Annotated in this window: 20 protein-coding genes and 1 pseudogene; 9 read left to right on the top strand and 12 right to left on the bottom strand. The window is 59.4% G+C overall.

Annotation, left to right across the window (positions count from 1 at the left end):
- Positions 1-102: 102 nt before the first annotated feature.
- The 5 genes and pseudogenes from FHR87_RS19680 to FHR87_RS16075 all read left to right on the top strand — a co-directional run bounded on the left by FHR87_RS19680 (position 103) and on the right by FHR87_RS16075 (position 3,774).
- Positions 103-279: a hypothetical protein gene (locus FHR87_RS19680; RefSeq protein ID WP_420826752.1), complete on the top strand. Its 177-nt coding sequence runs from the start codon at positions 103-105 to the stop codon at positions 277-279.
- Positions 249-577, top strand: a pseudogene (locus FHR87_RS16090) (4Fe-4S dicluster domain-containing protein); the annotation flags it as partial. The gene FHR87_RS19680 and the pseudogene FHR87_RS16090, both read left to right, overlap by 31 nt.
- A 106-nt stretch (positions 578-683) precedes the next feature.
- Entirely contained in the window at positions 684-2,177 is a 1,494-nt protein-coding gene (locus FHR87_RS16085; protein WP_183167759.1) for a succinate CoA transferase, read from the top strand.
- Positions 2,178-2,430: 253 nt separating this feature from the next.
- Positions 2,431-3,153 carry an OprD family outer membrane porin gene (locus FHR87_RS16080; protein ID WP_246336067.1) on the top strand — a complete coding sequence of 241 codons (723 nt, stop codon included), beginning with the start codon at positions 2,431-2,433 and terminating at the stop codon, positions 3,151-3,153.
- Between the two features lie 159 nt (positions 3,154-3,312).
- The gene (locus tag FHR87_RS16075) at positions 3,313-3,774 is read left to right on the top strand and encodes a MaoC family dehydratase (RefSeq protein WP_183167758.1); all 462 of its coding nucleotides are present in this window, start codon (positions 3,313-3,315) and stop codon (positions 3,772-3,774) included.
- Positions 3,775-3,982: 208 nt separating this feature from the next.
- Here the strand turns inward: FHR87_RS16075 and FHR87_RS16070 are convergent, their stop codons facing one another.
- The 4 genes from FHR87_RS16070 to FHR87_RS16055 all read right to left on the bottom strand — a co-directional run bounded on the left by FHR87_RS16070 (position 3,983) and on the right by FHR87_RS16055 (position 10,639).
- Complete coding sequence (locus FHR87_RS16070; RefSeq protein WP_183167757.1) at positions 3,983-4,915, bottom strand: ketoacyl-ACP synthase III; 933 nt, start codon at positions 4,913-4,915, stop codon at positions 3,983-3,985.
- Between the two features lie 93 nt (positions 4,916-5,008).
- Positions 5,009-6,715 (bottom strand): class I poly(R)-hydroxyalkanoic acid synthase, encoded by a 1,707-nt coding sequence (phaC, locus tag FHR87_RS16065; RefSeq protein ID WP_183167756.1) that lies wholly within the window; start codon positions 6,713-6,715, stop codon positions 5,009-5,011.
- A 126-nt stretch (positions 6,716-6,841) separates the two neighbouring features.
- On the bottom strand, positions 6,842-7,591 hold the full coding sequence (phbB, locus tag FHR87_RS16060; protein WP_183167755.1) for an acetoacetyl-CoA reductase: 750 nt from the start codon (positions 7,589-7,591) through the stop codon (positions 6,842-6,844).
- 357 nt (positions 7,592-7,948) lie between these two features.
- On the bottom strand, positions 7,949-10,639 hold the full coding sequence (locus FHR87_RS16055) for a DUF3141 domain-containing protein (RefSeq protein ID WP_183167754.1): 2,691 nt from the start codon (positions 10,637-10,639) through the stop codon (positions 7,949-7,951).
- A 262-nt stretch (positions 10,640-10,901) separates the two neighbouring features.
- Here FHR87_RS16055 and FHR87_RS16050 point away from each other — a divergent pair, with 262 nt between their 5' ends.
- The gene (locus FHR87_RS16050; protein WP_183167752.1) at positions 10,902-11,465 is read left to right on the top strand and encodes a phasin family protein; all 564 of its coding nucleotides are present in this window, start codon (positions 10,902-10,904) and stop codon (positions 11,463-11,465) included.
- A 184-nt stretch (positions 11,466-11,649) separates the two neighbouring features.
- Here the strand turns inward: FHR87_RS16050 and FHR87_RS16045 are convergent, their stop codons facing one another.
- Positions 11,650-12,435, bottom strand: coding sequence for an NAD(P)H-dependent oxidoreductase (locus FHR87_RS16045; RefSeq protein ID WP_183167750.1), 786 nt, complete (start codon positions 12,433-12,435; stop codon positions 11,650-11,652).
- A gap of 87 nt (positions 12,436-12,522) precedes the next feature.
- On the opposite strand from FHR87_RS16045, the gene FHR87_RS16040 reads away from it, so the two are divergent.
- Positions 12,523-13,419: a LysR family transcriptional regulator gene (locus FHR87_RS16040; protein ID WP_183167749.1), complete on the top strand. Its 897-nt coding sequence runs from the start codon at positions 12,523-12,525 to the stop codon at positions 13,417-13,419.
- Positions 13,420-13,463: 44 nt separating this feature from the next.
- Here the strand turns inward: FHR87_RS16040 and phaR are convergent, their stop codons facing one another.
- The 6 genes from phaR to FHR87_RS16010 all read right to left on the bottom strand — a co-directional run bounded on the left by phaR (position 13,464) and on the right by FHR87_RS16010 (position 20,915).
- The gene (gene phaR, locus FHR87_RS16035; RefSeq protein WP_183167747.1) at positions 13,464-13,985 is read right to left on the bottom strand and encodes a polyhydroxyalkanoate synthesis repressor PhaR; all 522 of its coding nucleotides are present in this window, start codon (positions 13,983-13,985) and stop codon (positions 13,464-13,466) included.
- A gap of 231 nt (positions 13,986-14,216) precedes the next feature.
- Positions 14,217-15,527 (bottom strand): MFS transporter, encoded by a 1,311-nt coding sequence (locus FHR87_RS16030; protein ID WP_183167746.1) that lies wholly within the window; start codon positions 15,525-15,527, stop codon positions 14,217-14,219.
- A 264-nt stretch (positions 15,528-15,791) separates the two neighbouring features.
- Positions 15,792-17,138 carry a sigma-54-dependent transcriptional regulator gene (locus FHR87_RS16025; RefSeq protein ID WP_183167745.1) on the bottom strand — a complete coding sequence of 449 codons (1,347 nt, stop codon included), beginning with the start codon at positions 17,136-17,138 and terminating at the stop codon, positions 15,792-15,794.
- A gap of 2 nt (positions 17,139-17,140) precedes the next feature.
- The gene (locus tag FHR87_RS16020; protein WP_183167743.1) at positions 17,141-18,901 is read right to left on the bottom strand and encodes a sensor histidine kinase; all 1,761 of its coding nucleotides are present in this window, start codon (positions 18,899-18,901) and stop codon (positions 17,141-17,143) included.
- A 65-nt stretch (positions 18,902-18,966) separates the two neighbouring features.
- Positions 18,967-19,749, bottom strand: a complete 783-nt coding sequence (locus tag FHR87_RS16015; protein WP_183167742.1) for an SGNH/GDSL hydrolase family protein — start codon at positions 19,747-19,749, stop codon at positions 18,967-18,969.
- Entirely contained in the window at positions 19,671-20,915 is a 1,245-nt protein-coding gene (locus FHR87_RS16010; protein WP_183167740.1) for an OpgC family protein, read from the bottom strand. Before FHR87_RS16010 ends, FHR87_RS16015 begins: the two co-directional genes overlap by 79 nt.
- A 269-nt stretch (positions 20,916-21,184) precedes the next feature.
- Here FHR87_RS16010 and FHR87_RS16005 point away from each other — a divergent pair, with 269 nt between their 5' ends.
- Positions 21,185-21,880, top strand: coding sequence for a TIGR00266 family protein (locus tag FHR87_RS16005; RefSeq protein ID WP_183167739.1), 696 nt, complete (start codon positions 21,185-21,187; stop codon positions 21,878-21,880).
- A 96-nt stretch (positions 21,881-21,976) separates the two neighbouring features.
- On the opposite strand, the gene FHR87_RS16000 is transcribed toward FHR87_RS16005, so the two are convergent.
- The gene (locus tag FHR87_RS16000) at positions 21,977-22,969 is read right to left on the bottom strand and encodes an aldo/keto reductase (protein WP_183167738.1); all 993 of its coding nucleotides are present in this window, start codon (positions 22,967-22,969) and stop codon (positions 21,977-21,979) included.
- A 258-nt stretch (positions 22,970-23,227) separates the two neighbouring features.
- On the opposite strand from FHR87_RS16000, the gene FHR87_RS15995 reads away from it, so the two are divergent.
- The gene (locus tag FHR87_RS15995) at positions 23,228-24,019 is read left to right on the top strand and encodes an SDR family NAD(P)-dependent oxidoreductase (protein WP_183167736.1); all 792 of its coding nucleotides are present in this window, start codon (positions 23,228-23,230) and stop codon (positions 24,017-24,019) included.
- Positions 24,020-24,111: the final 92 nt, after the last annotated feature.

The raw sequence follows: 24,111 nt of genomic DNA, 5'->3' as shown, positions 1-24,111 counted from the left end.
ACGTTTAAGCGGAGAGTCTGATGCATTGAAAGGTGCATGTCCGGTTCGGTGAGGAGAAGCAAGGCAAGGAAATAATCTGACTACGCCCTACCTCTTACTCAACTGCCGGCTGAGGTCGCTGGCCGCGGGTTCCAGCGGATGATGCATCACCCGCTGTTCAGGCACTACCTGGAAGGCGGCAAGCGGGTCTCCTACGGGGCGCGGGTGATCGCCAAGGGCGGCTGCGGCCCGGCGCCGACTGCTCGCCCATCGCCTATCCCAGGCCGGATGGCGTGCTGAGTTTCGACAAGCTCAGCTCGGTATTCCTCTCCATACCAACCACGCGGAAAACCAGCCCTGCCACCTGGTGCTCGAGGATGCCTCGATCCCGCTGCAAAGGAACCTGCCGTGCTATGCCGAGCCGGCCCAGCGCTACTGCCCGGCGGGCGTGTACGAGGTGATCGGTGACGAGCGGGGTGGCTGGGCCTTCCAGATCAATGCGCAGAACTGCCTGCACTGCAAGACCTGCGATATCAAGGATCCGGCCGTCTGGACGACGCCCGAAGGAGGGGGTGGGCCGAACTATCCGAACATGTGATTCGACCATCGGCGACTTGTGCTTTATTGGTTTTATGTAGCAAAAGTAGCGAAAGACTACAGAGCGTTTTTCTCGTACCGACAACTATAAATACACGAGGTTTTCCATGCATTCCGACCGCATTCGGTTGTCCTCCCTGCAAGACAGAATAATAAGCGCCGATGAGGCTGCCGCCCTGATAAAAGATGGTATGACCGTCGGCCTGAGCGGCTTCGGTTGTGCCGGCGATGCCAAGGCCGTGCCCATGGCACTGGTCGAAAGGGCCAGGCGCAAGCCCTTGAAGATCAATGTGATCACCGGGGCCAGTATCGGCAATCGCCTGGACGGGCTGATGGCCGAAGCCGGGCTGCTGGCACGGCGTATGCCGTTCCAGGCCGATGCCGCCTTGCGCAAGGCCATCAACGCCGGTGAAGTCATGTTCGTCGACCAGCACTTGTCGGAGCTCGTCGAGTTGATGCGCCACGGGCAGCTCGAAAATCCCGATATCGCCATCATCGAAGCGGCCGCCATCACCGAGCAGGGCCATATCGTGCCGACCGCATCGGTGGGGAATTCGGCCAGCCTGGCCTTGTCTGCCAGGCAGGTGATCGTCGAGATCAATCCGGCCTGCAGCGCTCACTGGGAAGGGCTGCACGATATCTACATTCCCGAGAAGCGCCCGGGACGCAAGCCGATCCCGCTGGTGAATGCTGACGACCGTATCGGGACTACCGCCATCGCCGTGGACCCGCAACGGATCGCCGGTATCGTCATCAGCGATAAGGTCGATTCACCGTCCACCATCGTGCCACCGGATGCCGAGACCCAGGCGATAGCCGATCATCTGATCGCCTTCTTCGAGCAGGAAGTGGAGGCGGGTCGCCTGAGCAGTAGCCTGGCACCGCTGCAGGTCGGGGTCGGCAGCATCGCCAATGCGGTGATGTGCGGTCTGATCGAGGCGCCGTTCAGGGACCTGGTGCAGTACTCGGAGGTATTGCAGGATTCGACCTTCGAATTGATTGATGCCGGTAAGCTGAAATTCGCTTCGGGGAGCGCTATCACCCTGTCCGCCGAATGTGGCAAACGTGTTTTCGGCGATCTGGAGAAGTACAAGGATCGCCTGGTACTGCGCCCGCAGGAGATCTCCAATCATCCGGAGCTGGCGCGTCGCCTCGGTATCATCGGGATTAACACCGCGCTGGAATGCGACATCTACGGCAACGTCAATTCCACCCATGTCTGCGGGACACGCATGATGAACGGTATCGGTGGATCAGGCGATTTTGCCCGTAACGTGCACATGGCGATCTTCGTGACCAAGTCCATCGCCAAGGATGGTGCCATTTCCAGCGTCGTGCCCATGGTCAGCCACGTGGACCATATCGGGCAGGATGTGGATGTCCTGGTCACCGAACAGGGCCTGGCCGACCTGCGTGGCCTGGCGCCGCGCGAGCGGGCGCGGGTGATCATCGCCAACTGTGTGCATCCTGCCTACCGTGAAGCCATGAACACTTACTTCGAGGCGGCCTGTGCCAGGGGCGGGCATACGCCGCATCTGCTCGACGAAGCGCTGAGCTGGCATGTCAACCTCGAGGCGCGCGGCCACATGCTGGCGCGTTGAGGCGCGGTTCGCCAGGTACAGCCACAGGGCGCTGCCTTACCCGGGGAAAACCGCGGTGCGGATTTCCCCTGCGTAGACTGGACAACGCCGAAGGCTTGTCCACCGAACGAACCCGCGGCGAATGGCCCGAACCTCCCGGTGGAAAACTGCTGTGAGGGTTTTCCACCCTTGTATGTCGACTAGCTGACGAAAGACGTTGAAAGACCCGCACCGGCAATCGAGACAAGACAACAATAATAAGGAAGACAGAAACATGCTCAGATCCTCCATCTCCTGGAGTGTGGTGTTGGCGATCTTGGGTGCTTCGGTGGCTCACGCGGAATTTCTCAAGGACAGCAAGGCCAGCCTGCAGATACGCAACTATTACTACAATCGCGATTTCCGCCAGGATAACGCTGGGCAATCCCACGCCGACGAGTGGGCGCAGGGTTTTACCCTGAAATACGAATCAGGGTTTACCGAAGGGCTGGTGGGCTTTGGTCTGGATGCCGTCGGCATGTGGGGCATCCGGCTTGATTCGAGCCCCGGGCGTGCCGGTACCGGGCTGTTTGTGCATAACGATGGCGATGTACCCAATGACCATGGCAAGGCCAGTGCCACAGCCAAGCTGCGTTTCTCCAGGAGCGTCCTGCGCTATGGCACGTTGTTTCCCAAGATGCCGACCGTCATACCGAACGAGACCCGGCTATTTCCACAGTATTTTCGCGGGATAGGTCTCTCTTCGCAGGAATTGGACGGATTGACGGTCAATATTGGTCGCCTGACCCGCAATATCCAGCGTAACGCCAGTGCTGCCACGGATATCGCCGTGAATAACAAGGGCATGACCGGGCTGAACCCCAGCGATAAATTCGACTACGCCGAATTCAAGTACGACTGGAGCAATAACCTGACCATGGCCTATGACTACGCCCATCTGGACAAGAACTACCATCAGCATTTTCTTACGCTCAACCATACCCTGCCTTTGCTCTGAGAGAACTTGTCCACGATCAGCTGTGCGTCGGTCATACGAGGTTAAAAAGGGCTTCGTCTGGGGCTGGCTCGCCAGAGCGTGAATAAGCGCTAAAGGCCACCACCAGGAACATTCCCGCTTTGGTGGGAATATCCCCACCTTCGACACAAGGAACCTGCCATGCCTGAATCACAACCGACTGCGGATCTGTACCTGGAAGATCTCGTCGTAGGCCGCCGCTTCTGTAGCAGTGAATTGGAGCTGGATGAAGCCGGCCTCAAGGCTTTCGCCAGCCAGTTCGACCCGCAACCCTTTCATCTGGACGACGAAGCCGCCAAGCCGACCCTGTTCGGTGGGCTAGCCGCTAGTGGCTGGTATACGGCGGCCATCACCATGCGTCTAATGGTGGAAAGTGTCCCGATCGCCAAGGGGCTGATCGGTGCCGGCGGCGAAATCACCTGGCCGCGCCCCACGCGCGCTGGGGAGATTCTGCATGTGGAAAGCATTGTGCAGGAGATCATCCCGTCACGTTCCAAGCCGGATCGCGCCATGGTCACGCTGGAAAGCCTGACCTTCAACCAGCAGGGTGAGCTGCTGCAACGACTGGTTTCCAGGCTCGTGATATTCAAACGGAATCCCTGAAAAAGCTGCGGGTGGTTTTTGAAATGGAAAAAAAGCCCCTGCTGGCAGATACCGGCAGAGGCTTTTCATCGGACTCTGGTTTTAGTGACTGGAAGCCACTGCATCCCCAAGCCGGTTTGCGCCCGCACGAATTGATGGTCATAGGCCGAGCGCTCCTGTGCTACCTGAGCGCTTGCTTGGACTATAGCCCCAGCCGTTGAACGCTTATTCAAGCTGCATTGCGCAGCAGCAGGGCCGATCCCCAGGATAACCCCACCCCAAAACCGCTTACCACCAGGTTTTCCCAGTTTGAAGCAGCCGCGTGGCGTTCCAGCAGCAAGGGGATGGTAGACGATACTGTATTGCCTATTGCGCACAGATCTTTGATGGCCTTGTGTCCGTTATCGCCCAGCTTTTGGGTGAGCAAGTCGATGATGGTGGCGCTGCCCTGATGCAGAAGGACGGCATCCACTTCATCCAGCGTCATGCCTGCCAGTTCCAGCACTTCCCGCACCTGCGGAACGACATTGGCACCGGCAAAGTCGAGTACCTCGCGACCATCCATATGAAAGAGGCCATCTTTGATCATCAGATGCTCGGCACCGCTGCCATCGGTGCCAAAGCGCGCCGGACCGAGTTTCCAGACCGGATCGGTGCCGATCCAGGTGGCCGTGGCGGCATCACCGAACAGTAAGGTCGTGGGACGGTCGGTGCGATTGACGATTTTCGAGTAGGGATCGGCGGTGACCAGGATGCCATTCTTCAGTCCTGCCGCTTCCATGAAACCCTTGAGTGCATACAATCCGTAGACGAAACCGGAGCAGCCCAGGGCGACATCGAAGCAGGCGGTATGGGTGGACAGACCAATCTTGTGCTGGGCAATGGCCGAGGTATGGGGCAGTCCTTCGGCGTCCCCGTTTTGCGTGACCACCACCAACGCCTCGATGGCATCGAGTTTCAGGGCCGGGTTTTCAGCCAGCAGATTGCGCACGGCGGCGGCACACAGGTCAGAGGTCTCCTCGGTTTCGTCTTTCACCGATAGCGTGGTAGTACCGATTTTAGCCATGACAAAGGCCTCATCCCGGTCAAAGGATGCAGCCTGCGCAAGGTTATCGATCCGGCCTGCCGGGACGTAGCTGGCAATACTTTTTATTCCGATCATTGTGTACCTCCAACAATCACCCGTAAGGGTGTGATGTGCAGCGCGACCGCCACGAAAGTGCTGTAACACTCGAGAAACTCGGCTATCGACAGGCTATCCGCTGGGCAGGACATAACGGCCCGGAGCCGGTTCCAACGGTGGATATTCGGCACTGCCCATCTGTTCCCGGGCAGGCTGGTACTCTCCCGCATGGAGCTGTAGCCAGGTAAACCAGTCGTTCCACCAACTGCCGGGATGCTGTTCGGCAGTGGCGAACCACTCATCGGGAGCGGCTGGCAGCTGCTCGTTGGTCCAGTAATGGCGTTTGTGCTTGGCCGGCGGGTTGATTACCCCGGCGATATGCCCGGAGGCGCCCAGCACGAAGCGGCAGGGGCCGGCGAGCAGCGCGGTACTGGCGTAAGCGCTGCGCCAGGGCACGATATGATCGTCCTGGGTGCCGAGGATGTAGGCCGGTACTTCGATGGTGTGCAGATCGAGTTTGACCCCACAGCACTCCAGTTCGCCGGTCTTCAACTCGTTCTGCAGGTAGGTGTGGCGCAGGTACCAGCAGTACATGGGGCCAGGCAGGTTGGTGCTGTCGTTGTTCCAGAACAACAGGTCCAGAGGGAGCGGCTTCTGACCCTTGAGATACTTGTCGACATGGTAGTTCCACCACAGCTCGTTGGGCCGCAACAGGGAGAAGGTGTTGCCCATATCCTCGCCACGGAATAGGCCGGCCGGGCCGCCCTGGCCGCCGATGGTGCGCTCGCGGTAGGCCACCAACTGCTCGTCGATGAAAATGCTGATCTGCCCAGTATTCTCGTAGTCGAGAAAGCTCGCCAGCAGGCTCAGGCTGGCAATCTCCTGGTCGCCGCGGGCGGCCAGCACCGCCAGGGCGCAGCTCAGCAACGTGCCGCCGATGCAGAAACCCAGGCAGTTCAGCCAGCGTTCGCCGCTGATCGCGCGGGTTACCTGCAGGGCGGCGATTACGCCATTCTGGATTAGATCGTCCCAGCCCAGGCTGGCCTGTTCCATGCCAAAGTTGCGCCAGGAGATCACGAAGACCTGATGGCCCTGTTCCAGCAGGTGACGAACTAGTGAATTCTCCGGGCGCAAGTCGAGGATGTAGTACTTGTTGATCACCGGTGGGACCAGGAGCAGAGGCCGTTGGTGTTGGGTCTCGGTGAGTGGCCAGTATTGAATCAACTGGAACAGCTCGTTCTCGAATACCACTTCACCCGGGGTGATGGCGAGGTCGACGCCGACTGTGAAAGCGCCAGGATCGCTCTGACGCAACTTGCCTTCCTGGATATCGCTGCTTAGGTGCAGCAGGCCGCTGAACAGGCTGGCGCCCTGGGTTTCCACCAGACGTTGCAGCGCGTCGGGGTTGCTGGCCAGGAAGTTGCTTGGTGCGCTGGCAGCGATGTTCTGCTCGATCAGATAGTGCAGGCGCAGACGAGGTTTCTCCTCCTCGATCGGCAGCAGCTCCAGCAGTTTCAGCAGGAACTTGGAGTTGAGCAGGTAGAAGGCGGCCAGCGAGCCGAACAGTGGGTTGTTCCAGTTGGTGCTGGCAAAGCGTCGGTCGTCGAAGCTGAAGGCCTGCTGGGTCAAGAGTTGCTGGCCGAGGAGGGTCCATTCCTTCTGGTACTCGCTCTGCAAACGTTGCAGGTCTTCGTGCGGTACGGCGAACCAGCGCTCGTGCTTATGCCCGGTGAACCAGGGGTTATGGCTGACCCACAGGCGTAACTGTTGCAGGGTGAGGCTGGCGAAAAACGGGGTCTGGCCTGACCAGTAGTGACTGAAAGCGTACAGGTTATCCATGGATTCTATCCGGGAAATGAAGAAATTCCGCAGGCCAGTTCGACCTCCTCGCTGCCGAAGCAGTGGCAGTCGTTACGGGCATTCGATCATTGGCCGGGCGTATCCTTCTGCGCCCGGCCAGAGGCCCTACTGCATATTCATGCCGCCGTTCAGCGAGAAGTCGGCGCCGCTGGCATAGGCGGATTCCTCGGAGGCCAGCCAGGCCACGATAGAGGCGATTTCTTCGGGTTTGCCGAGGCGACCGACCGGGACGCCGGCAATCAGCCCTTCGAGGATGTCCGGGCGCATTGCCGCGGTCATGTCGGTGCGGATGTAGCCGGGAGAAACGGTATTGACCGTGATGCCCTTGCCCGTCACCTCGCGGGCCAGGGCCATGGTGAAGCCGTGTATGCCGGCCTTGGCTGCAGAGTAATTGGTCTGGCCGAACTGGCCGCGCTGACCGTTGATCGAGGAAATATTGATGATCCGCCCCCAGCCCTTGGCCAGCATGCCTTCGATGACCTGTTTGGTAACGTTGAACAGACCGGTCAGGTTGGTGTTGATTACCGCGTTCCAGTCTTCCGGGGTCAACTTGCGAAAAGTGGCATCGCGGGTGATGCCGGCATTGTTGACCAGTACATCGACCGGCCCGATCTGCTCGCGCAGCAACTCGAAGCTCTGACGGGTGCTTTCCCAGTCGGTGATATCACACTCCACGTAGTGGAAGTGGTAGCCGGCTTCGAGCTGGCGGGCCGCCCAGGCCTCCCTGCGATCAGTTGAGTCAGGAGTGCAACCGACGGCCACAGTAAATCCATCCTTGTGCAAGCGTTGGCTGATAGCCGTACCGATGCCTCCCATACCTCCGGTAACCAGCGCGACGCGAATCCCAGTTGACATGGACATCCTCCTGCTTTGTCGAATTTGTAATTGTGATTTTGCAGCGTTTAAGGAAACGTCATTGATAGATCGCCATCTGTCGAAAATGTTCTTGGGCGATTGGAAATTCCTTACGTGTCATTGACGTCGCTCCTGTAGAGCAGGACTACGAGCCGCAAAACAGGGTAGCAATCAAGGGGGTCGCTGATCAGCATGAGCGATGCACAAGCCGCAGATCCGCGGCATGCTGATGAATACCCAGGCCAGGTCGCGTTTCTGGGGGCTGGCGGTCATGTTGAAATGGCCGCGGCGCTTGAACCCAGGGCGATGCCGCCGAACCCGGCGGTCATCAAGCTCCATGCTGGGTTGATGCGTGCTTCAATTGCCCTTGTTCCCTTTGCCCGGGTTCTTGCCTGTACGTTTGCGCGGCGTGGCGGGGCTGGATTTACGCACGGTGGTTCTGGTGGTTTTGCCGGTTGGCTCGCTGGATAGTCCGTCACCCGTCGTTTGGAGCGCGTCGTCTTGGGGCACTGTGGATGCCGCCGTATCGGTCGGCTCCAATTCTGGTTCTGGTTCTGGTTCTGGCTCGGGTGCGGGGATTTCCAGCTCTGCTGCCGGAACGGATACCGGCTCGGGCGTGATCGGTGCCGAGGAGGCCAGGTTTTCCGTCGTTGCGGGCGATGCCTCGGGCGTAACGGATTCAGGGGCTTCCGGGCTCGCTGCTGTGGCGGATGCCGGCTCGGGCCGGACCGCCTGCGGGCTGGGAAGCGCTGGCGTTTCCTGCCCGGCGAAGGTCAGGGCAGGCAAGGCGAAACCGGGCGGCGGTTGGTCGAGCAAGCTATGCAGATCACGCCAGAACTCACCTACGACACCTTGTGCCGTGCGCAGCTCCGGCACCAGTTGAACCACTCTGTTTAATACTCTCTGGCGTGACTCGGTATCTGGCAGCAGATGCGGCAGGGTGCTCAGACTCTCCTCGGGGTGGGCGAACACCAGCAAGCTCTGCAGCCGGATGGTGTCGCGCAGGAGGAGGGGGTCGATGGCGAACTGCTGGACGAGCGCCCGGCTCTGCTGGATCAGGTATTCGATGCGTTCCTTGCTGATCTTGTTGCTGTAACGCTCCAGCAGGAAGAGTATCCGTGCCACGGCTTCCAGCCTGCCGCCATGGGGCAGGGCCTCCTGTAGACGCTCGACCACGACCTTGTCCTGTAGCCGGATCCGATTCTGTGAGTCCTGTAGGCGCTGACCGCCGGTGAGAGTGCTCAGTCCGCCGTAGAAAGCATGGAAAGCCATTTCCTGAACGGCGTCACGGGTATCGCGATAGGTGTCCAGTTGGGTTTCCACCAGGTCGGAAAATAACGCCTGCCAGGCCAGCAATGGATTGTTCCCGGCGACCGGCGTGCGATTCGTGCGAACCTGCTCGGCGCTGCTCGCCAGCCACCAGAGAGCTGGATTCAGGCTGCTCCAGGCCACCTGCTGCTGACGGAAGGGATGCGCCTTGCGAATCAGCTCGGCCATGGGTTCGCTGATTATCCTGCGCATCCAGGGGCGCACGAACCAGTCGTAGAGGGTGTTGTTGAGTTCGGAAGCACGCTCGACCAGGGCGAATTCGCGCTCGTCGTCGCAGTCATCCTCGTCGCAACTGATGTCAGTGATCCGCCGGGGTTCGAAATGCACCAGATACTCCACGCAGCCTGTTTCGGAGACGCCGGGCTGCTCGTCGATCACCAGTTCGAACAGCCCGGCTGGCAGCGCCTGAATGGCGTCGATGGCACCAAGCAGTTGGCGGTGCTCACGCCGTGCTACCTGGCCTGAAACGAAGATGCCCAGGTGGCCGATGCTGGCATGGCGCAGGTAGACGATGGTACGCCCGGCGACACGCAGCGCCAGATCACTGGGGTAGACGTCGGCGATCCAGTTCAGCGCCTGCTGCGGCGGGGTGATGTTGTCGCCATAGGAACAGAACACCACCACCGGCGCTTCGATCCGCTTCAGGTCGATGCCGCCGCTCCGGCGCCTGAAGCTACCGGCCAGGCGATTGCCGATAAACAGGTCGTCGACAATGTTTTCGATCTCTTCGCTGTTGATCAGGGTCGGGCTACCCCACCAGCGTTCGAAATCGAGAAAGCGCGTGGCCTCGCTGTCGACCTGGCTGAACAGGTTGTAGTACTTGCTCCAGTAAGTGTTGGCCGGGTCCAGGCTCTCGAAGTTGCTGACCAGCCAGACACCGTCGAAGCGGCCATTGCCCAGGTCGCTACCCAGGCGGGTCATCCAGGCGCCGCCCAGCAGGCCGCCGGTGTAGCGCATCGGATTGCGGCCGTTGACACCGGCCCAGTACGACAGGGGCGCGCCATTGATAATCACCAACCCCGGGAGTTCCGGGCGGGCGGCGGCCAGCCCCATCAGAGCCCAGCCTGCCTGGCAGTTACCGATCACTACCGGCTTGCCGGTAGTGAGGTGACGGGTGCGAACCTGTTCGATGAAGTAGGCCTCGGCTTCACCGATATCCAGCAGGGTCTGGCCGGGCTCCGGCGCATGACTGAAGGCGATGAAGTAGGTGGGGTGTCCAGCGCGCAGGCTTTCGCCGACTTCCGAATCCGGCTTGAAGCCGCCGATGCCGGCACCGTGGCCACCGCGTGGGTCGATGATGATCACCGGCGGGCGGCTGTCGTCGATCTGTTGGTCGGGGTTGGGGAGGATGCGTAGCAGCGAATAGTTGACTGGGTGAGGGAGGCTGCGACCGTCGATCAGCACTTCGTGCTTGAATTTGAGCAGCAAGGGATAGCCGGCACGTTCGTGGGCCAGGGTGTTATCGCCGCGCTGGCGCAGAGTGTCCCAGAACAGCAGGTTGCGTTGGCCGAAATCGGTTAGGTATTCCCACCAGTCATGGGCCGAAGGTTGCTGCAGTCGGCCTTCGCGCAGGGGGGCAAGGAGTTTTTCCTGGCGCTGGCGAAAGGCATCGAGGACGAGCTGCGTATGCAGGTGGTGTAGGCAACCCAGATGCTGGAATAAATTGTGGAATGAGGAAAAGCTATCTTCCTGCTTTGCAAAAAAACTTTCCTGACTCATGGCGATCTCCTGTGTCTGGCCGTTTGCCCGGCCGGCAGGGGGAGGGCGGCCGAATCCTCGGTTTTCCAACAACGGATAGGAATGGCTTTTTATAGCCAATGAGTTCTCCTCAGGCAAAGTATTTTTGCGCTGCACAAAAAATACTTGCAAAGACTTTTGTGCAACGCAACAATCAAGTAGCGCGTTGGCTTCGTATTTCGTAGTGGGGGGCTCTCGCGTGCCGGACCCAGATCGGCCTTTCCATTGCCAGGAGACCCTAACCATGTCCTTTTTCGATTCGGAAAAACTGCACAGCGCCCAGCAAGCCAATTTCGACTTGCTGCAACAAATCAGCAGCAAGGTTTTCGAAGGGGTCGAACAGCTCGGCCAATTGCAGTTGAAGACGCTGCGTGCCTCGAGCGACGATCAGTTCGAGATTTTTCGCAAATTGCTGTCAGCGCGTGATCCGCAAGCTTTCACCGAGTTGCAGGCATCCTTCACGCAGCCGTCGGCCCAGGCCGAGCGCCTGCTGGAATTCAATCGTCAGGTGTATGAGCTGATCTCCGGAACCCAGGCGGAAGTCGCCAAGCTCACCGAACGCCAGATCGAGGCGAGCGCCAAGCAGACACAGGAGCTGGTGGATGTGATCGCCAGGAACGCGCCGCTTGGTGCCGAGCCGGTGGTGGCTGTGTTCAAGTCGGCGCTGGAAAGTGTCGGTACCGTCTACGAAAGCGCGCAGAAGGCAGCCAGACAGGCGGCGGAAATCACCGAAAACGGCATTGCCGCAGCCGCCCAGGCTGCCCGTGAGGCCAGCAATTCGACGGAGGAGTCGTATCACCAGCAGTAAGAGCCAGCTCTTTCCATATGGAGCCGGTGCTTCCTACCGGCTTTCGCTCGCTGGGCCCCTGGCCGGCACTTGGAAACTGGATTGTTTCCAAGGAGTCGGCATGACCAGGATCAAGCTCACTAAATCTGTTGTCATCACTGTTCTGGGCTGAAGCGCCGGCAGAAGCCGGTTGGCCATGCCAGAACTACCCTCCTCGTGCGATGTGTGCATCGAAGCCGTACTGGTCCGCTGCAATATCGGACCGCAACGTGAGTTCCGGAATGGCGTACGCTCCCGCATTCTGCGGGCGAAAGGGTATCGGCGCAGTCTTCCAAAGATCATCGAGACGTTGCCCGAGTTCATCGCAAATCTTCGAGAATCGTGCTTCGTCAGTCCGGCTGGTCCGGTAGACCATGAACGGCGGTAGCACGTCGAAGCCGGGGTAGTACAAGATCCCATGCTGGATGGGGAACAGGATGTCGTCGATAGGGCCGTTGATCCCTCGTGGGCCGTAATGCGACTCCCATCCGCCCGTGGTAACGACCAGCATTGCCCGCTTTCCCGCCAGCATGCCTTCTCCATAGCGGTCGCCCCAGTGGGTGTCGGAATGTTCTCCCACGCCATAGGCGAAACCATAGGCATAGACACGCTCCACCCAGCCTTTCAGGATCGCCGGCATCGAAAACCACCACAGGGGAAACTGCAGGATGACGGCATCGGCCCAGCGCAGCTTGTCCTGTTCGAGCGCGATGTCCTGGCTCTGTGTGCCGTTCTCGAACGCGCGCTTGGAGTCCAGGGATGGATCGAAGCGTGCACCGGGTTGCCTATCCGTACTGTCGTCCGCGTCAAGGATGGCTTTCCATTGCATTGCATACAAATCCGAAACCTGGACCTTGTGTCCCGCGTCCTCAAGGTGTTTGACCGAGAAGTTCTTGAGCGAGCCATTCAGTGAGCTGGATTCGGGATGGGCATAGACGAGAAGCACGTTCATGACTGGACACTCCATAGCTAGATGGAGCGCACGATAGGCAGTTGTCAGGCATATTTAAAATGAATTTCCGATATTCCAGGTATTGTCATGAATAATTCCCTGCGGCGACTGGACCTCAACCTGCTGGTAACGCTCGATGCCTTGCTCGCGGAACACAATGTGACGCGTGCAGCAGAACGCCTGCATCTCTCGCAACCATCGGTAAGCGTCCAGCTCGCCAAGCTGAGAGAAGCCTTTGGGGACCCCTTGCTGCTACCTGGGCCACGAGGCATGCGGCCTACCGCGAGGGCCGACGAGTTGCGCGAGCCCTTGCGGCAGGCGCTGGATGCGCTTGAGCGCGCGGTGTCACCCGCCAGCCCCTTCGATCCAGGCAAGGCCAGCCATACGTGGCGCGTTGCCGCGTCCGATTACAGCGAATCGACGCTCCTGCTGCCTGCATTGACCGGGCTGCGTTCGGCGGCGCCTGGTACCCGCTTGGCCGTTCTTGAAATCGTTCCCTCACGCATTGCCAAGCAAGCGGAACAGGGGGAAATCGATCTCGCCTTTCATATCAGCGCGGGCGCGCCAGCCGGTCTGCGCCGCCGTTTGATGTTCACCGAACGGTACGTCCTGGTCGGCCGCGCAGGTCATCCGTGCCTGGAAAAACGACCTACACTGGCGCAATTCTGCAAACTCGATCATGTGATCGTGTCGCCGGATGGCGGGGGATTTCACGGCATCGCGGATACCGCACTCGCGGAACTGGGCCTGACGCGGCGGGTTGTGCTTTCCGTTCCGCACTTTCTGTTTCTGCGGTCGGTCCTGGCGAGCACGGATCTCGTGGCGCTGTTGCCTTCGCGCCTGCTACGCGACAGCGGCGCTCTGCAGGTGGTCGAGCCCCCCATCGACGTACCAGGCTTCGAGATGCTCATGCTCTGGCATGAGCGCTCTCATCGTGATCCCGCGCATCAATGGTTGCGTGAGCACATCGCCAGTTCGGTGTGATCGTGTAAGGGATGAATCAGGTTGCCGGTCTCCAGCGGCTTTTTTCATTCGTCGCCGCCTTTCTTTCGCCCTTCGTTGCTGCCCGGTGCCCGGCCGCCGAACAGACCGAACAGGTTCTGGGTGCCGAGATAGAGATTTTTCGACTGTTCGACATATTGGCGCATCAGGTCCTGCATCACTGGCACTTGCTTGTGCATGAACTCGCTCCAGGCCTGGGAGGATTGCACGCCGCTTTGGGTCTGGATGTCGATGACCGTCTGGATGCTCTTGTCCAGGTAGCTGCCGAGCATGCCCTGGAACGGCCCGTAGAAACGGATGATGCCCTTGAGCATGTCGCTGGAGAAGATCGGCTCGCCGCCGCTCTCGGCCTCCTGGATGACTTGTAGCAGGATGCTGCGGGTCAGGTCTTCGCCGCTCTTGGCATCTACCACCTGGAACGGTATCTCGTCGATTACCAACTGGCGGATGTCTGCCAGGGTGACGTGAGTGCTGGTGTGCGTATCGTACAGGCGGCGGTTGGGGTATTTCTTGATCAGGCGGATGCTGTTCCGGCTGTGGTCTGGCATGCGGGGTCTCTCATGACGAGCCTGGGATCGTTACATCTTACTCTTGCATGCCTATCACTGGCGCGGGCTGTCACCGGATCACTCGATGCACGGTGCGGGAGCCCATCGAACGCTAGCCTGGTGATCGCGGCCAGGCATTTGCTGGCATGGAATGATGGTCAAGATTCAGCTGTACGCTGGCCTGAACGCTGAAAAGGCCCACAAGGGGCCTCTTCAGCGTGCTGTTGCTGGTTACTCTTCGGTAATCCGCGAATTGTCGCGCGTATCCTTCATGGAGATGTAGATACATAGCGAACAGGCAATGGCAGCAGTGACGTACCAGTAATAGCCGGATTCCAGGCCGACGCTCTTGAACCACAGGGCCAGGTATTCCGCCGTGCCGCCGAAGATCGAGACGGTCAGCGCGTAGGGCAGGCCGACGCCCAGGGCACGAATCTCAGTGGGGAACAGTTCCGCCTTCACCACGGCATTGATCGAGGTGTAGCCACTGACGATGATCAGCGCCACCATGATCAGGAAGAATGCCCCCCACCAGGTCTGCACATCTTGCAGTGCGGTCAGGATCGGTACAGTGAACAGGGTGCCCGTGATGCCGAAGGCGATCAGGATGGGACGCCGGCCAATCCGATCGGAGAGTCCACCAACCAGGGGTTGCAGCAGCATGAACAGGAACAGGGTGGCGGCCGAGATCATGGTCGAATCGGACTTGCTCATCCCTGCGCTGTTGACCAGGTATTTCTGCATGTAGGTGGTGTAGGTATAGAAGGCCAGGGTGCCGCCCATGGTCAGGCCGACTACGGTCATGACTTCCTTCGGATAGCGGAGCAGGGTGCGTATTGCGCTTTCCTTGGGCTTGTTCGCCACTTCCTTGGTGAAGGATGTGGTTTCTTCCATGCCGCGGCGCAGGTACAGCGCGGAGACCGCGCAGAGGGCACCGATCAGGAAGGGAATACGCCAGCCCCAGCTTTCCAGCTGTTGGGTATCGAGAACCTGTTGCAGCAGAATCAGCACCGCCAGCGCGATCAATTGGCCGGATACCAGCGTCACGTACTGGAAGCTGGAATAGAAACCACGGCTTTCCTTGGTCGCCATCTCACTCAGATAAGTGGCCGAGGTGCCGTATTCGCCGCCCACCGACAAGCCTTGCAGCAGCCGGGCAAGTACCAGCAGGACCGGCGCTGCGACGCCGATGCTTTCATAGCTGGGTGTGACGGCGATGATCAGCGAACCGCCGCACATCAGCACCACCGAGACCATCAGGGCTGCCTTGCGACCCTTGCGGTCGGCGTAGATACCCATCAGCCAGCCGCCGATGGGGCGCATCAGAAAGCCCACAGCGAAGATCGCGGCAGTGTTGAGCAGTTGAGCAGTGAGGTCGCCCTGGGGAAAGAAGGATTTGGCGAAATACAGCGAGAAGGCTGCGTAGACGTACCAGTCGTACCATTCGACCAAGTTGCCTACCGAGCCACTGAAGATGGATTTGAGGCGTTGGGAAGTCGTCTTGGGCAAGGCACCCGCAGCGAGGGTGGCAGTACTTTCCATGGGGGTATTCCTCTTAATCTTATCGTTGTCGAGATAACACTGATGTGCTGCTTGGGCAGGACATAGCAGGAGTTATGCCAGGAATGGAAAAGCATTTGGCCTGTTAGGAAAAATCTATTTGAATCATTTGGTTGCGTAGAATTATGGATTTTTTGGCCAACTGGAAAGCCTCGATGCTGCCGACAATGCGTTGCGCTTGAGCTGAAATTTGCCGATGAACCCGCTGTAATGAGCAGAAATCCGCCTATCCAGCCAAGCCGGTTTTCAAGTGCTCGGCTCGCTGTCTTCGAGAAATTCGCTGCGGGCCAGGCCGTGCCGCTGCATTTTTTCGTTCAAGGTTCGCCGGGGAAGCTGCAGTTCCTCCAGCACCGCCTTGATCTCGCCTTTGTGCCTGGCCAGGGCGGCGCGCAGGCATTGCGCTTCGTAGGCTTCCATGCGCGCGGCCAGGGATTGGGGTTCGCCATCGATTGTCGCCGCGCCCGAGGTCAGGCCCAGTACATGGCGTTCGGCGGCATTGGCCAGTTCGCGCACATTGCCCGGCCAATCGTGGGCGAGCAGGCGGGCCAGCTGGGCACCGCCGAGCGGTCGTGGTTCGCGACCCAGGCGTTCGGTAGCACTGCGGGTGAAATGCTCGAACAGCAGCGGAATGTCCTCACGGCGTTCGCGCAGTGGTGGAATATGCAGCTCGGCCACATTGAGGCGATAGGCCAGATCTTCGCGAAAACGCCCGGCACGCGCCTCATCGAGCAGATCGGGCTTGGTTGCGGCGATGATGCGCAGATCTACCGCGATACTGCGGTTGGAACCCAGGCGCTCCAAGCGTTGTTCTTGTAGTACGCGCAACAGCTTGGCCTGCTGAACCAGCGGCATGCTTTCGATTTCGTCGAGAAACAGGCTGCCGCGATCGGCATGTTCCAGCTTGCCGATACGCTTGCCCTGGGCGCCTGTGAAGGCGCCGCTTTCATGGCCGAACAGTTCTGCCTCGAACAGCGTATCCGGGATGGCCGCGCAATTGAGCGCCACGAAGGGTTGGTCATGGCGCGAGCCAAAGTCATGCAGGCAGCGCGCGAGCATTTCCTTGCCGCTGCCGGTTTCGCCGCGCAGCAATACGTTCACTGGCGTGTCGGCCAGCTCCAGCACCTGCCGGCGCAGGTTTTCCATGCTACGCGAGAGGCCGAGCAGGCGTGCCGCCAATTCGCTGCGACAATCCGAACGCTGTTGCAAGCGGCGGTTTTCCAGGACCAGTCGGCGCTTTTCCAGGGCCCGGCCCAGGCTACCGAGCAGGGCTTCGGGGCTGAAGGGTTTTTCCAGAAAGTCGTAGGCGCCCTGGCGCATGGCTTCCACGGCCATGGCTACGTCGCCATGCCCGGTCAACAGAATCACCGGCAGATCGTGATCCAATGCTTGCAGGTGCTCCAGCAAGGCCAGGCCATCCAGGCCGGGCATGCGTACATCGCTCAGGATCACGCCTGGAAAGTCCGGTCTAAGCATGGGCAGACAATCCTCGGCGCGGGTGCAGAGATCGACAGTGAAACCGGAGAGCTGCAGCCATTGTTGGATCGCTTCGCGGATGCTGGCTTCGTCGTCGATGACGATGACACGATCAGTCATGTTCACTCCTCTGTTTCCAGAGCGGCCGGTAAGATCATGCTGAAACGAGCGCCACTGCCGGTATTGTCGGCGCTCAGGTTGCCACCCAGTTCATGAACGATGGCATAGGATACCGCCAGCCCCAGTCCCAACCCTTCGCCTACCGGCTTGGTGGTGAAAAAAGGATCGAAGATCTGTGGCAGATCTTCTGCCGCGATACCGCCGCCAGTATCGGTCACTGCCAGTCGCCATTTGTTTCCATGCAATTCGAGATCGATTGTCAGGCGCCGTTCGTTCTTTCCGGTCATGGCATCCAGGGCATTGCGTAGCAGATTGACCAACACCTGCTCGAGGCGGATGCCATCGCCCAGCACCCGCGCTGGGCGTGCCAGGTGCAGTTCGACATGAACCTCCTCGGTGCGCACCCGTGCTACCAGTAATTCCAGCGCATGATCCACTACCCGCGCCAGATCGACCGCTTCGCGCAGGCCACCGGGGGTCTTGCGGGCGTAGGTCTTCAAATGGCCGGTCAGCGCCGCCATGCGAGTGAGTAGCGCATCGAGTCGGCCAACGGCTTCGCGGGCTTCGTCGATGCGCTGCCGGTCGAGCAGCATGTGCAGGCTGGCCAGATGCATGCGCTGGGCGGTCAGCGGCTGGTTCAGCTCGTGGGCGAGGGCGGCGGACATCTGTCCCAGCGCAGCCAGCTTGGCGGCCTGGACCAGCCCGTCCTGGGCGGTGCGCAGCGCCGTGGTGCGGGCCTCCACCAGGCGTTCCAATTCGCCGCGGCTGCGCTGGCGTTCACGAGCCAGGCGCCAGCGCTGGTGCAGCAGCAGGCCGGCAAAAACCAGTGCCAGCCAGGCTCCCGCGACGGCGAAACCGGCTGTGCGGGCATCGGCAGCGAATTCGTGGGTATCGCGCAGCAAGTGCAGGGTCCAGCCTGTTTCCGCCAGCGGTAGTGAATTCCAGAGAAAATCCTTGCGGTCTGCCGGTCCTTCGATACGCGTCAGGCGCTGGCCGGGTGCCAATTCGCGCAGATTGCGGTACGTCAGGGGTGTCAGCGGCTGACGGTCGTATTGCCGGTTCGCCTCTAGCTCGGCCAGATCGTTGGCAGTGAGTTGCCCCAGCATGCGGTAGCGCCAGCCTGGCTGGTTAGCGATAAACACAATTCCCCTGGCGTCGCTGACCAGGATTACCTCCGCTCGCTGGCTCCAGCTCTGTTCCAGTTCGGGAAACTCCAGCTTGACCACGACGGCCCCGAGAAATTCGCCGTCTTCGCCAAGCACCGCCTGGGAGAGAAAATACCCAGGAATCCCACTGATCACTCCGACCCCATAGAAGCGCCCGGTGCCTTGCACACGGGTTTGCTGGAAATAGGGCCGGAAGCCGTAATTGTGCCCGGCATAGCTGGTTGGTTGACGCCAGTTGCTGGCCGCCACGGCCAGACCGGTCTTGTCCATCAGTTCCAGCGTAGATGATCCGGTGGCGAGGTTGATGCGTTCCAGGCGCCGATTCAGGCGCTGGCTGGTTTCGGCATCCATCGGGCCGGCCAGGGCGGTACGCATTTCGGAGTCCAGCGCCAATACGGCAGGCAGAGTGCGGTAGCGGTCGATCAGGGTCTGCAGGCTGTTGGCATAAAGCTGTGCCTGGCTTGCGCCTGCCGTTCCTGCTTCGAGCAACACCCGCCACTCGGCCTGGCGAGTCGCCCAATACGCGATCAGCAACGTCCCGGCAACGATGGTCAGGGTAACGACAAGCAGGCGCTGGAGACGAGGCAAGCGAGGCATGGCGGCAGGTGAATCCTGGCGAGGCGGGCAGCCATGATAACGCGCTATTCTGGATACGAGCGGGCTTAACGCTGCTCACCCGCAATGGCTTCGGACACCAGTATGGCAAGACAGTGGTTACTGGAATCGGTCAACTGGAGAACGTCCGTTCCGGATTGATCCGGTAGGGCAAACATCTCCGAACGGGCCATTATCTTCATCAGGTCGTAGCGCGGAATGACCGCTACGCCAAGCTCGGCAGCGGTTTTCCTGAACGTTTTCCGATAGTCATCGTAGTTTGGGTAACGATCCTCGTGCGGTAGCCACTGCATGTCCATCAGCAGGATATCGATCCCGGCTTCGCGGGCTTTTCCGATCCCTTTTCTCAACGTCCGGGCGAGGCGAGCCTGCCCCACGTCGCGCAGGGTATCGGTAATTACCGTATCCCAGATCAGCAGTGTCGGTCGGCGAGCGATGACGTCCTCATCCATGCGCTGGAGCATCTCGTATGCGGTTTGTCCGCCGATCCCTTCGTTCAGGATGATGATTCGGTGGTCGGGCAGGCGGCGCTCCAGCTGCTCGCCGATTTCAGCGGGATAGCTCTCGTCCTGGGCATTCGCTCCGGCCCCTTCTGTGGTGGACGAGCCCAGTGCTACGAGCGTCAGTGCCGCGCCTTCCCGCAGTGCATGCCGGGTAGCCGGCAGCGCAGGGTGGAACTCCAGGGCATTGCTCCAGGCTTGGCAGTTGCCGGTGGGTTCCTCGGCATGGATTTGCCAGGCCGGGCACAAGATCAGGAGCGCGATGGCAATGCCGAGCCGGATGGTGCGGGCTGGCGTGCTGTCTGCGATCCAACCTGCAATTGATACCATGACAAAAAGGCTCCCAGTCCAGCGAGTAGCGTGATACCCGTCGCACAGACGAGCAGTTGAATGGTGATGACATAAGACGTCTCGGTCATGATGACCTCGCCCAGGATAGATAGAACGCTACCTGTGCAGAAAACCGCCAGGGAATGCCGCCCCATCATCGCAAGGATTCGCCCCGCAATAGTGGTCAGTAGAGGCGTGCGCGCGGAAACGAACGCGCAGAAGACCCAGATTATCGCCAGCAGGTGGGCAACGCGCACGGGTGCCAGATTCATCTTGTTGTTACCGATGTGTACTTCATCGATCCAGGCCTCCAGCCAGGGCAGCCCGAGAAAGCCAGGAGGATAGATCTTGACCAGGCACAGGATAATCAATACCGCTAACGCAATGGTGGTTACGGCTCGGGGATTCCCCAGCGAAATTCCGTGCCGCATGAATTGCCCCATCACCACGCCAAGCGTGAAGACCAGTTGCCAGCCCAGTGGATTGAAGAACCAGCCACCGAAGCGTTCGGGCAGATTGATATTGAAGAACGTCGCGCCTTGCCAAACCATGACCGACACGACCAGCGCCAGCGCAGGACTGCGGCGTACCAGTAGATAAATGCAGGGAAAGGCCGCCAGTAAAACGATATAGAGCGGCAGAATGTTGAGATAGCTGGGCTGATAGACCAGCGTCAGGACATCGACCAGTGCATTGAGTGGATCGCTCAGAAATGGCTGTATGTTGATCAACGCGATGTAAAGCGGGTTCTGGGTTCGGGTGACGGCCATGAAGACGACACCGCAGACGATCAGGAACACGATCAGATGTGCCACGTAAAGCGTCCACAGACGGGCGCCGAGCCTGAGCATTCCCACGGCCAATCCTTGCTGGTCGATGATCTTGCCGTAGGCGAGCGTCGCCGAGAGGCCGGCCAGCAGGACAAAGATCTCGGCGGCATCCGAAAAGCTGAAATTGGACAGCGTATAGCGGGCGATGAAATTACCGGGCATGTGGTTGATGAAGATAAAGACAAGCATCAGCCCGCGGACGACATCGATCCGCAGATCCCGGGATGGCTTGCCAACGACATCGACCGTCGGCCAGCGCGTCAGAAGCGCTTTGAATAATGGTTGCAGGTTCGCCACGTTATTCCACAATTTCAGAAGTCGGCTTCGATAGTTCATTATCGTCTTTTTAACCTGCGACAGGATACCTGCTGGATATTGGGTATATCGATAATTTCAAGAGCCGGAAACAAGCTGTACTCCTTTGAAAACATTCGACACTAGCGTTCTGGCTTGGGTTGCGGGTATCTATGCACGATCACGGTGTCCCTCGGCACCTGGAATCATTCACGACGAAGGCGGCCTGGTCGATCTTCGATAGTGAAATTGCACAGCCTGTGCGCGCCAACTACGATTCCGGGTTCGTGATAATCCAGGAGCAGGGCTGCATGAGCACATTCACGGTTGTGGAAGGGCGTGACCCACTGCTGTCGGTCGAGCTTGCCTATGGTGAAAAGGTGATCGCCGAATCCAATGCGATGGTGATGCATGACGGCTTGGTCAGTGTCGAAGGCCGCATGAGCGGCGGGCTTATGGCATCTCTCATGCGCAGTTTCGCCAACGATGAATCGTTCTTCATCCAGCAGATCGAGGGCATCAGCAAGACGGGCCAGGGCCAGATCATGCTGGCGCCACAGGCGCCTGGCGATATCAAGGTGCTAAACGTATCAGGCGGGGACCAATATATTCTGAATCGGGGGTGCTTCCTGGCTTGCGATGCTGGCGTATCCATCGAAAACCGGATGAACTCTCTGGGCAGTGCCTTGTTCGGCGACACTGGTGGCTTCGTCATCATGCAGACGTCCGGCAGCGGACAGGTGGCAGTCAGTGGCTTTGGGCAAATCTTTGAGGCTGCTATCGAGCCGGGGCAAGAATTAGTGATCGACAACGGGCACCTGGTCGCCTGGAGTACCGGACTGCGCCATGAAATATCCGCTGCAGCGTCTGGCAAGGGCATGTTCGGCAGGATGCTGAGCAGTGCCAAGTCGGGAGAATTCATGGTGCTCCGGTTCACGGGACACGGCAAAGTTCTGGTGGCCTCGAGAAACCTGTCGGCCTATCTTGCCGGTCTTTCTCCGCGTTGAAGGTGAGCTTGGTGCTCTGCCATGTCGGCTCTGTCCGGTCTCGTTGGTTGAAAAGAAAGAGGTGCAGCGGGCCTCTTGGGGCTGTGGCGACCCCGATCAACTGTCTTTGGTCGGCGGTGCCATGAATTCCGGGCCAACCGGATCCTTGATATGCTCGGCAAGCAGCGCATCGATATCGTTCAGATCGCGCGGCGTCAGTTTCCAGCCGAAAGCCTGGTCGATGCCTTCGAGCTGGTCGGGGCGGCGCGCACCCCATAGCGCGATGGTCTTACCCTGATCGAGAATCCAGCGGATCGCCAAGGCTAGCACTGGCTTGTCGTAGCGTTCGCGTGCCAACTGTTCCAGCGCCTTGACCGCTGCCAGGTATTGAGCGAAGCGCGGCGGTTGGAATTTAGGGTCGGCATTGCGCAAATCGTCGCCATCGAAGTGAGTATCGGCCTTCATCCGTCCAGAGAGCAGGCCGCGACAGAGTGCGCCGTAGGCCAGCACGACCAGTCCATGAGCACGAGCATAGGGCAGTACATCTGCCTCGATGTCACGTTCGAACAGGTTGTAGGGCGGCTGGATGGTGGCCAGCAGGGCTTTATTGCGAAAGGCATCCATTTGTGCGGGGCTGTAGTTGCTGACGCCAATGGCGAGAACCTTGCCTTCCTGATGCAGCTTTTCCAGCTCGGCGGCAGTTTCCTCGAACGGCACCAGTGGGTCTGGCCAATGCACTTGGTAGAGATCGATGCGATCGGTGCGCAGACGACGCAGCGAATCTTCGATTTCCTGGCGAATACGTGCCGGCGTTGAATTGCGCACGATTTTCTCGTCTTCGCTCCATTCGAGTGCGACCTTGGTGGCAACGACTGCCTGGTCGCGAATCCCTTCCAGGGCCTTGCCGACAATTTCTTCCGAGCGGCCGAAACCGTAGACCGGGGCAGTGTCGATCAGGTTGATCCCGCGTTCGATGGCAGTGCGAATGGTACGGATGGAATTGTCTTCGTCGGTACCACCCCACATCCAGCCGCCGATGGCCCAGGTACCCAGGCCAATGCGTGAGGCCGGGGTAGGGATACCTTCGATGTGCAGGGTTTCTATGGTCATGGATAGCTTCCTGAGTACATGGTCTGCTGTCATTGGATAGATCGACCGCTGTAGCTCGATAAAGTTGAGGTCATATCAGAGGTATGTCTTTGTCAGCTTCGCCACAGCTTCAGCCCTGGACGAGAAGCCTTAGGCTGTCTTAAACGTCACCTGATGCCGCTGGAAGATGACGGGTTAGCGGTTTTCGCTTTTTTGAAACTGTCGAGAAACAGACCGTGTCTCTGAATTTAACTAGCCATGGTTTGTAGAGAGGACAGCATGCATATCGATCTTTCCGGAAAAACTGCCATTGTTACCGGTTCCACAGGTGGAATTGGCCTGGCTATTGCCCAAGGCCTTGCCGCCTCTGGTGCATCGGTTATCGTCAATGGCCGCAAGGACGAACGGGTGAAGGAGGCTATTGATACCATTCTGGAGGTCGTACCCAAGGCTCAGATTCAAGGTTTTGCCGGGGACCTGGGCACTGCCCAGGGATGTGCGGCACTTTTGGACGCGCACCCACGCTGCGAGATTCTGGTGAACAACCTGGGTATCTATGGTCCGCAGGATTTCTTCGAGATTCCCGATGAGCAGTGGACGCGCTTTTTTGAAATCAACGTCATGTCCGGTGTCCGTCTGGCGCGGGCCTATTTGCCGGCCATGCAGGAAAATAGCTGGGGGCGGGTGGTATTCCTGTCTTCCGAGTCGGCGCTGAATATTCCGGCAGACATGATCCACTACGGCTTTACCAAGACCGCACTGTTATCCATTGCGCGTGGTCTGGCCAAACGTATGGCCGGTACCGGTGTAACGGTGAATTCCATCCTGCCTGGCCCGACCTTCAGTGAAGGCTTGATCGACATGCTTGCCGATGAAGTGAAAAAGACTGGCAAGACGTTGCAGGAAGTTGGTGTCGAATTCGTGATGAAGAACCGTCCTTCATCTATCATCCAGCGCCCGGCCACTGTGGATGAGGTTGCCAATATGGTCGTCTATACCTGTTCACCGCAGGCATCGGCTACGACGGGAGCAGCCTTACGAGTAGATGGCGGAGTGATCGATTCGTTATAAGCCGAGGCGTGTCAAGCCGCACTCTTGGTAAGGGAAGACACTCCGGTAGCGGTCAGGATGGCCGTCCATGCTGCATGGGATAGAGGCATGCG

The organism is Azomonas macrocytogenes (assembly GCF_014191985.1).
Classification (GTDB): Bacteria; Pseudomonadota; Gammaproteobacteria; order Pseudomonadales; family Pseudomonadaceae; genus Azomonas; species Azomonas macrocytogenes.
This window is presented reverse-complemented; position numbering and strand designations above follow the sequence as displayed.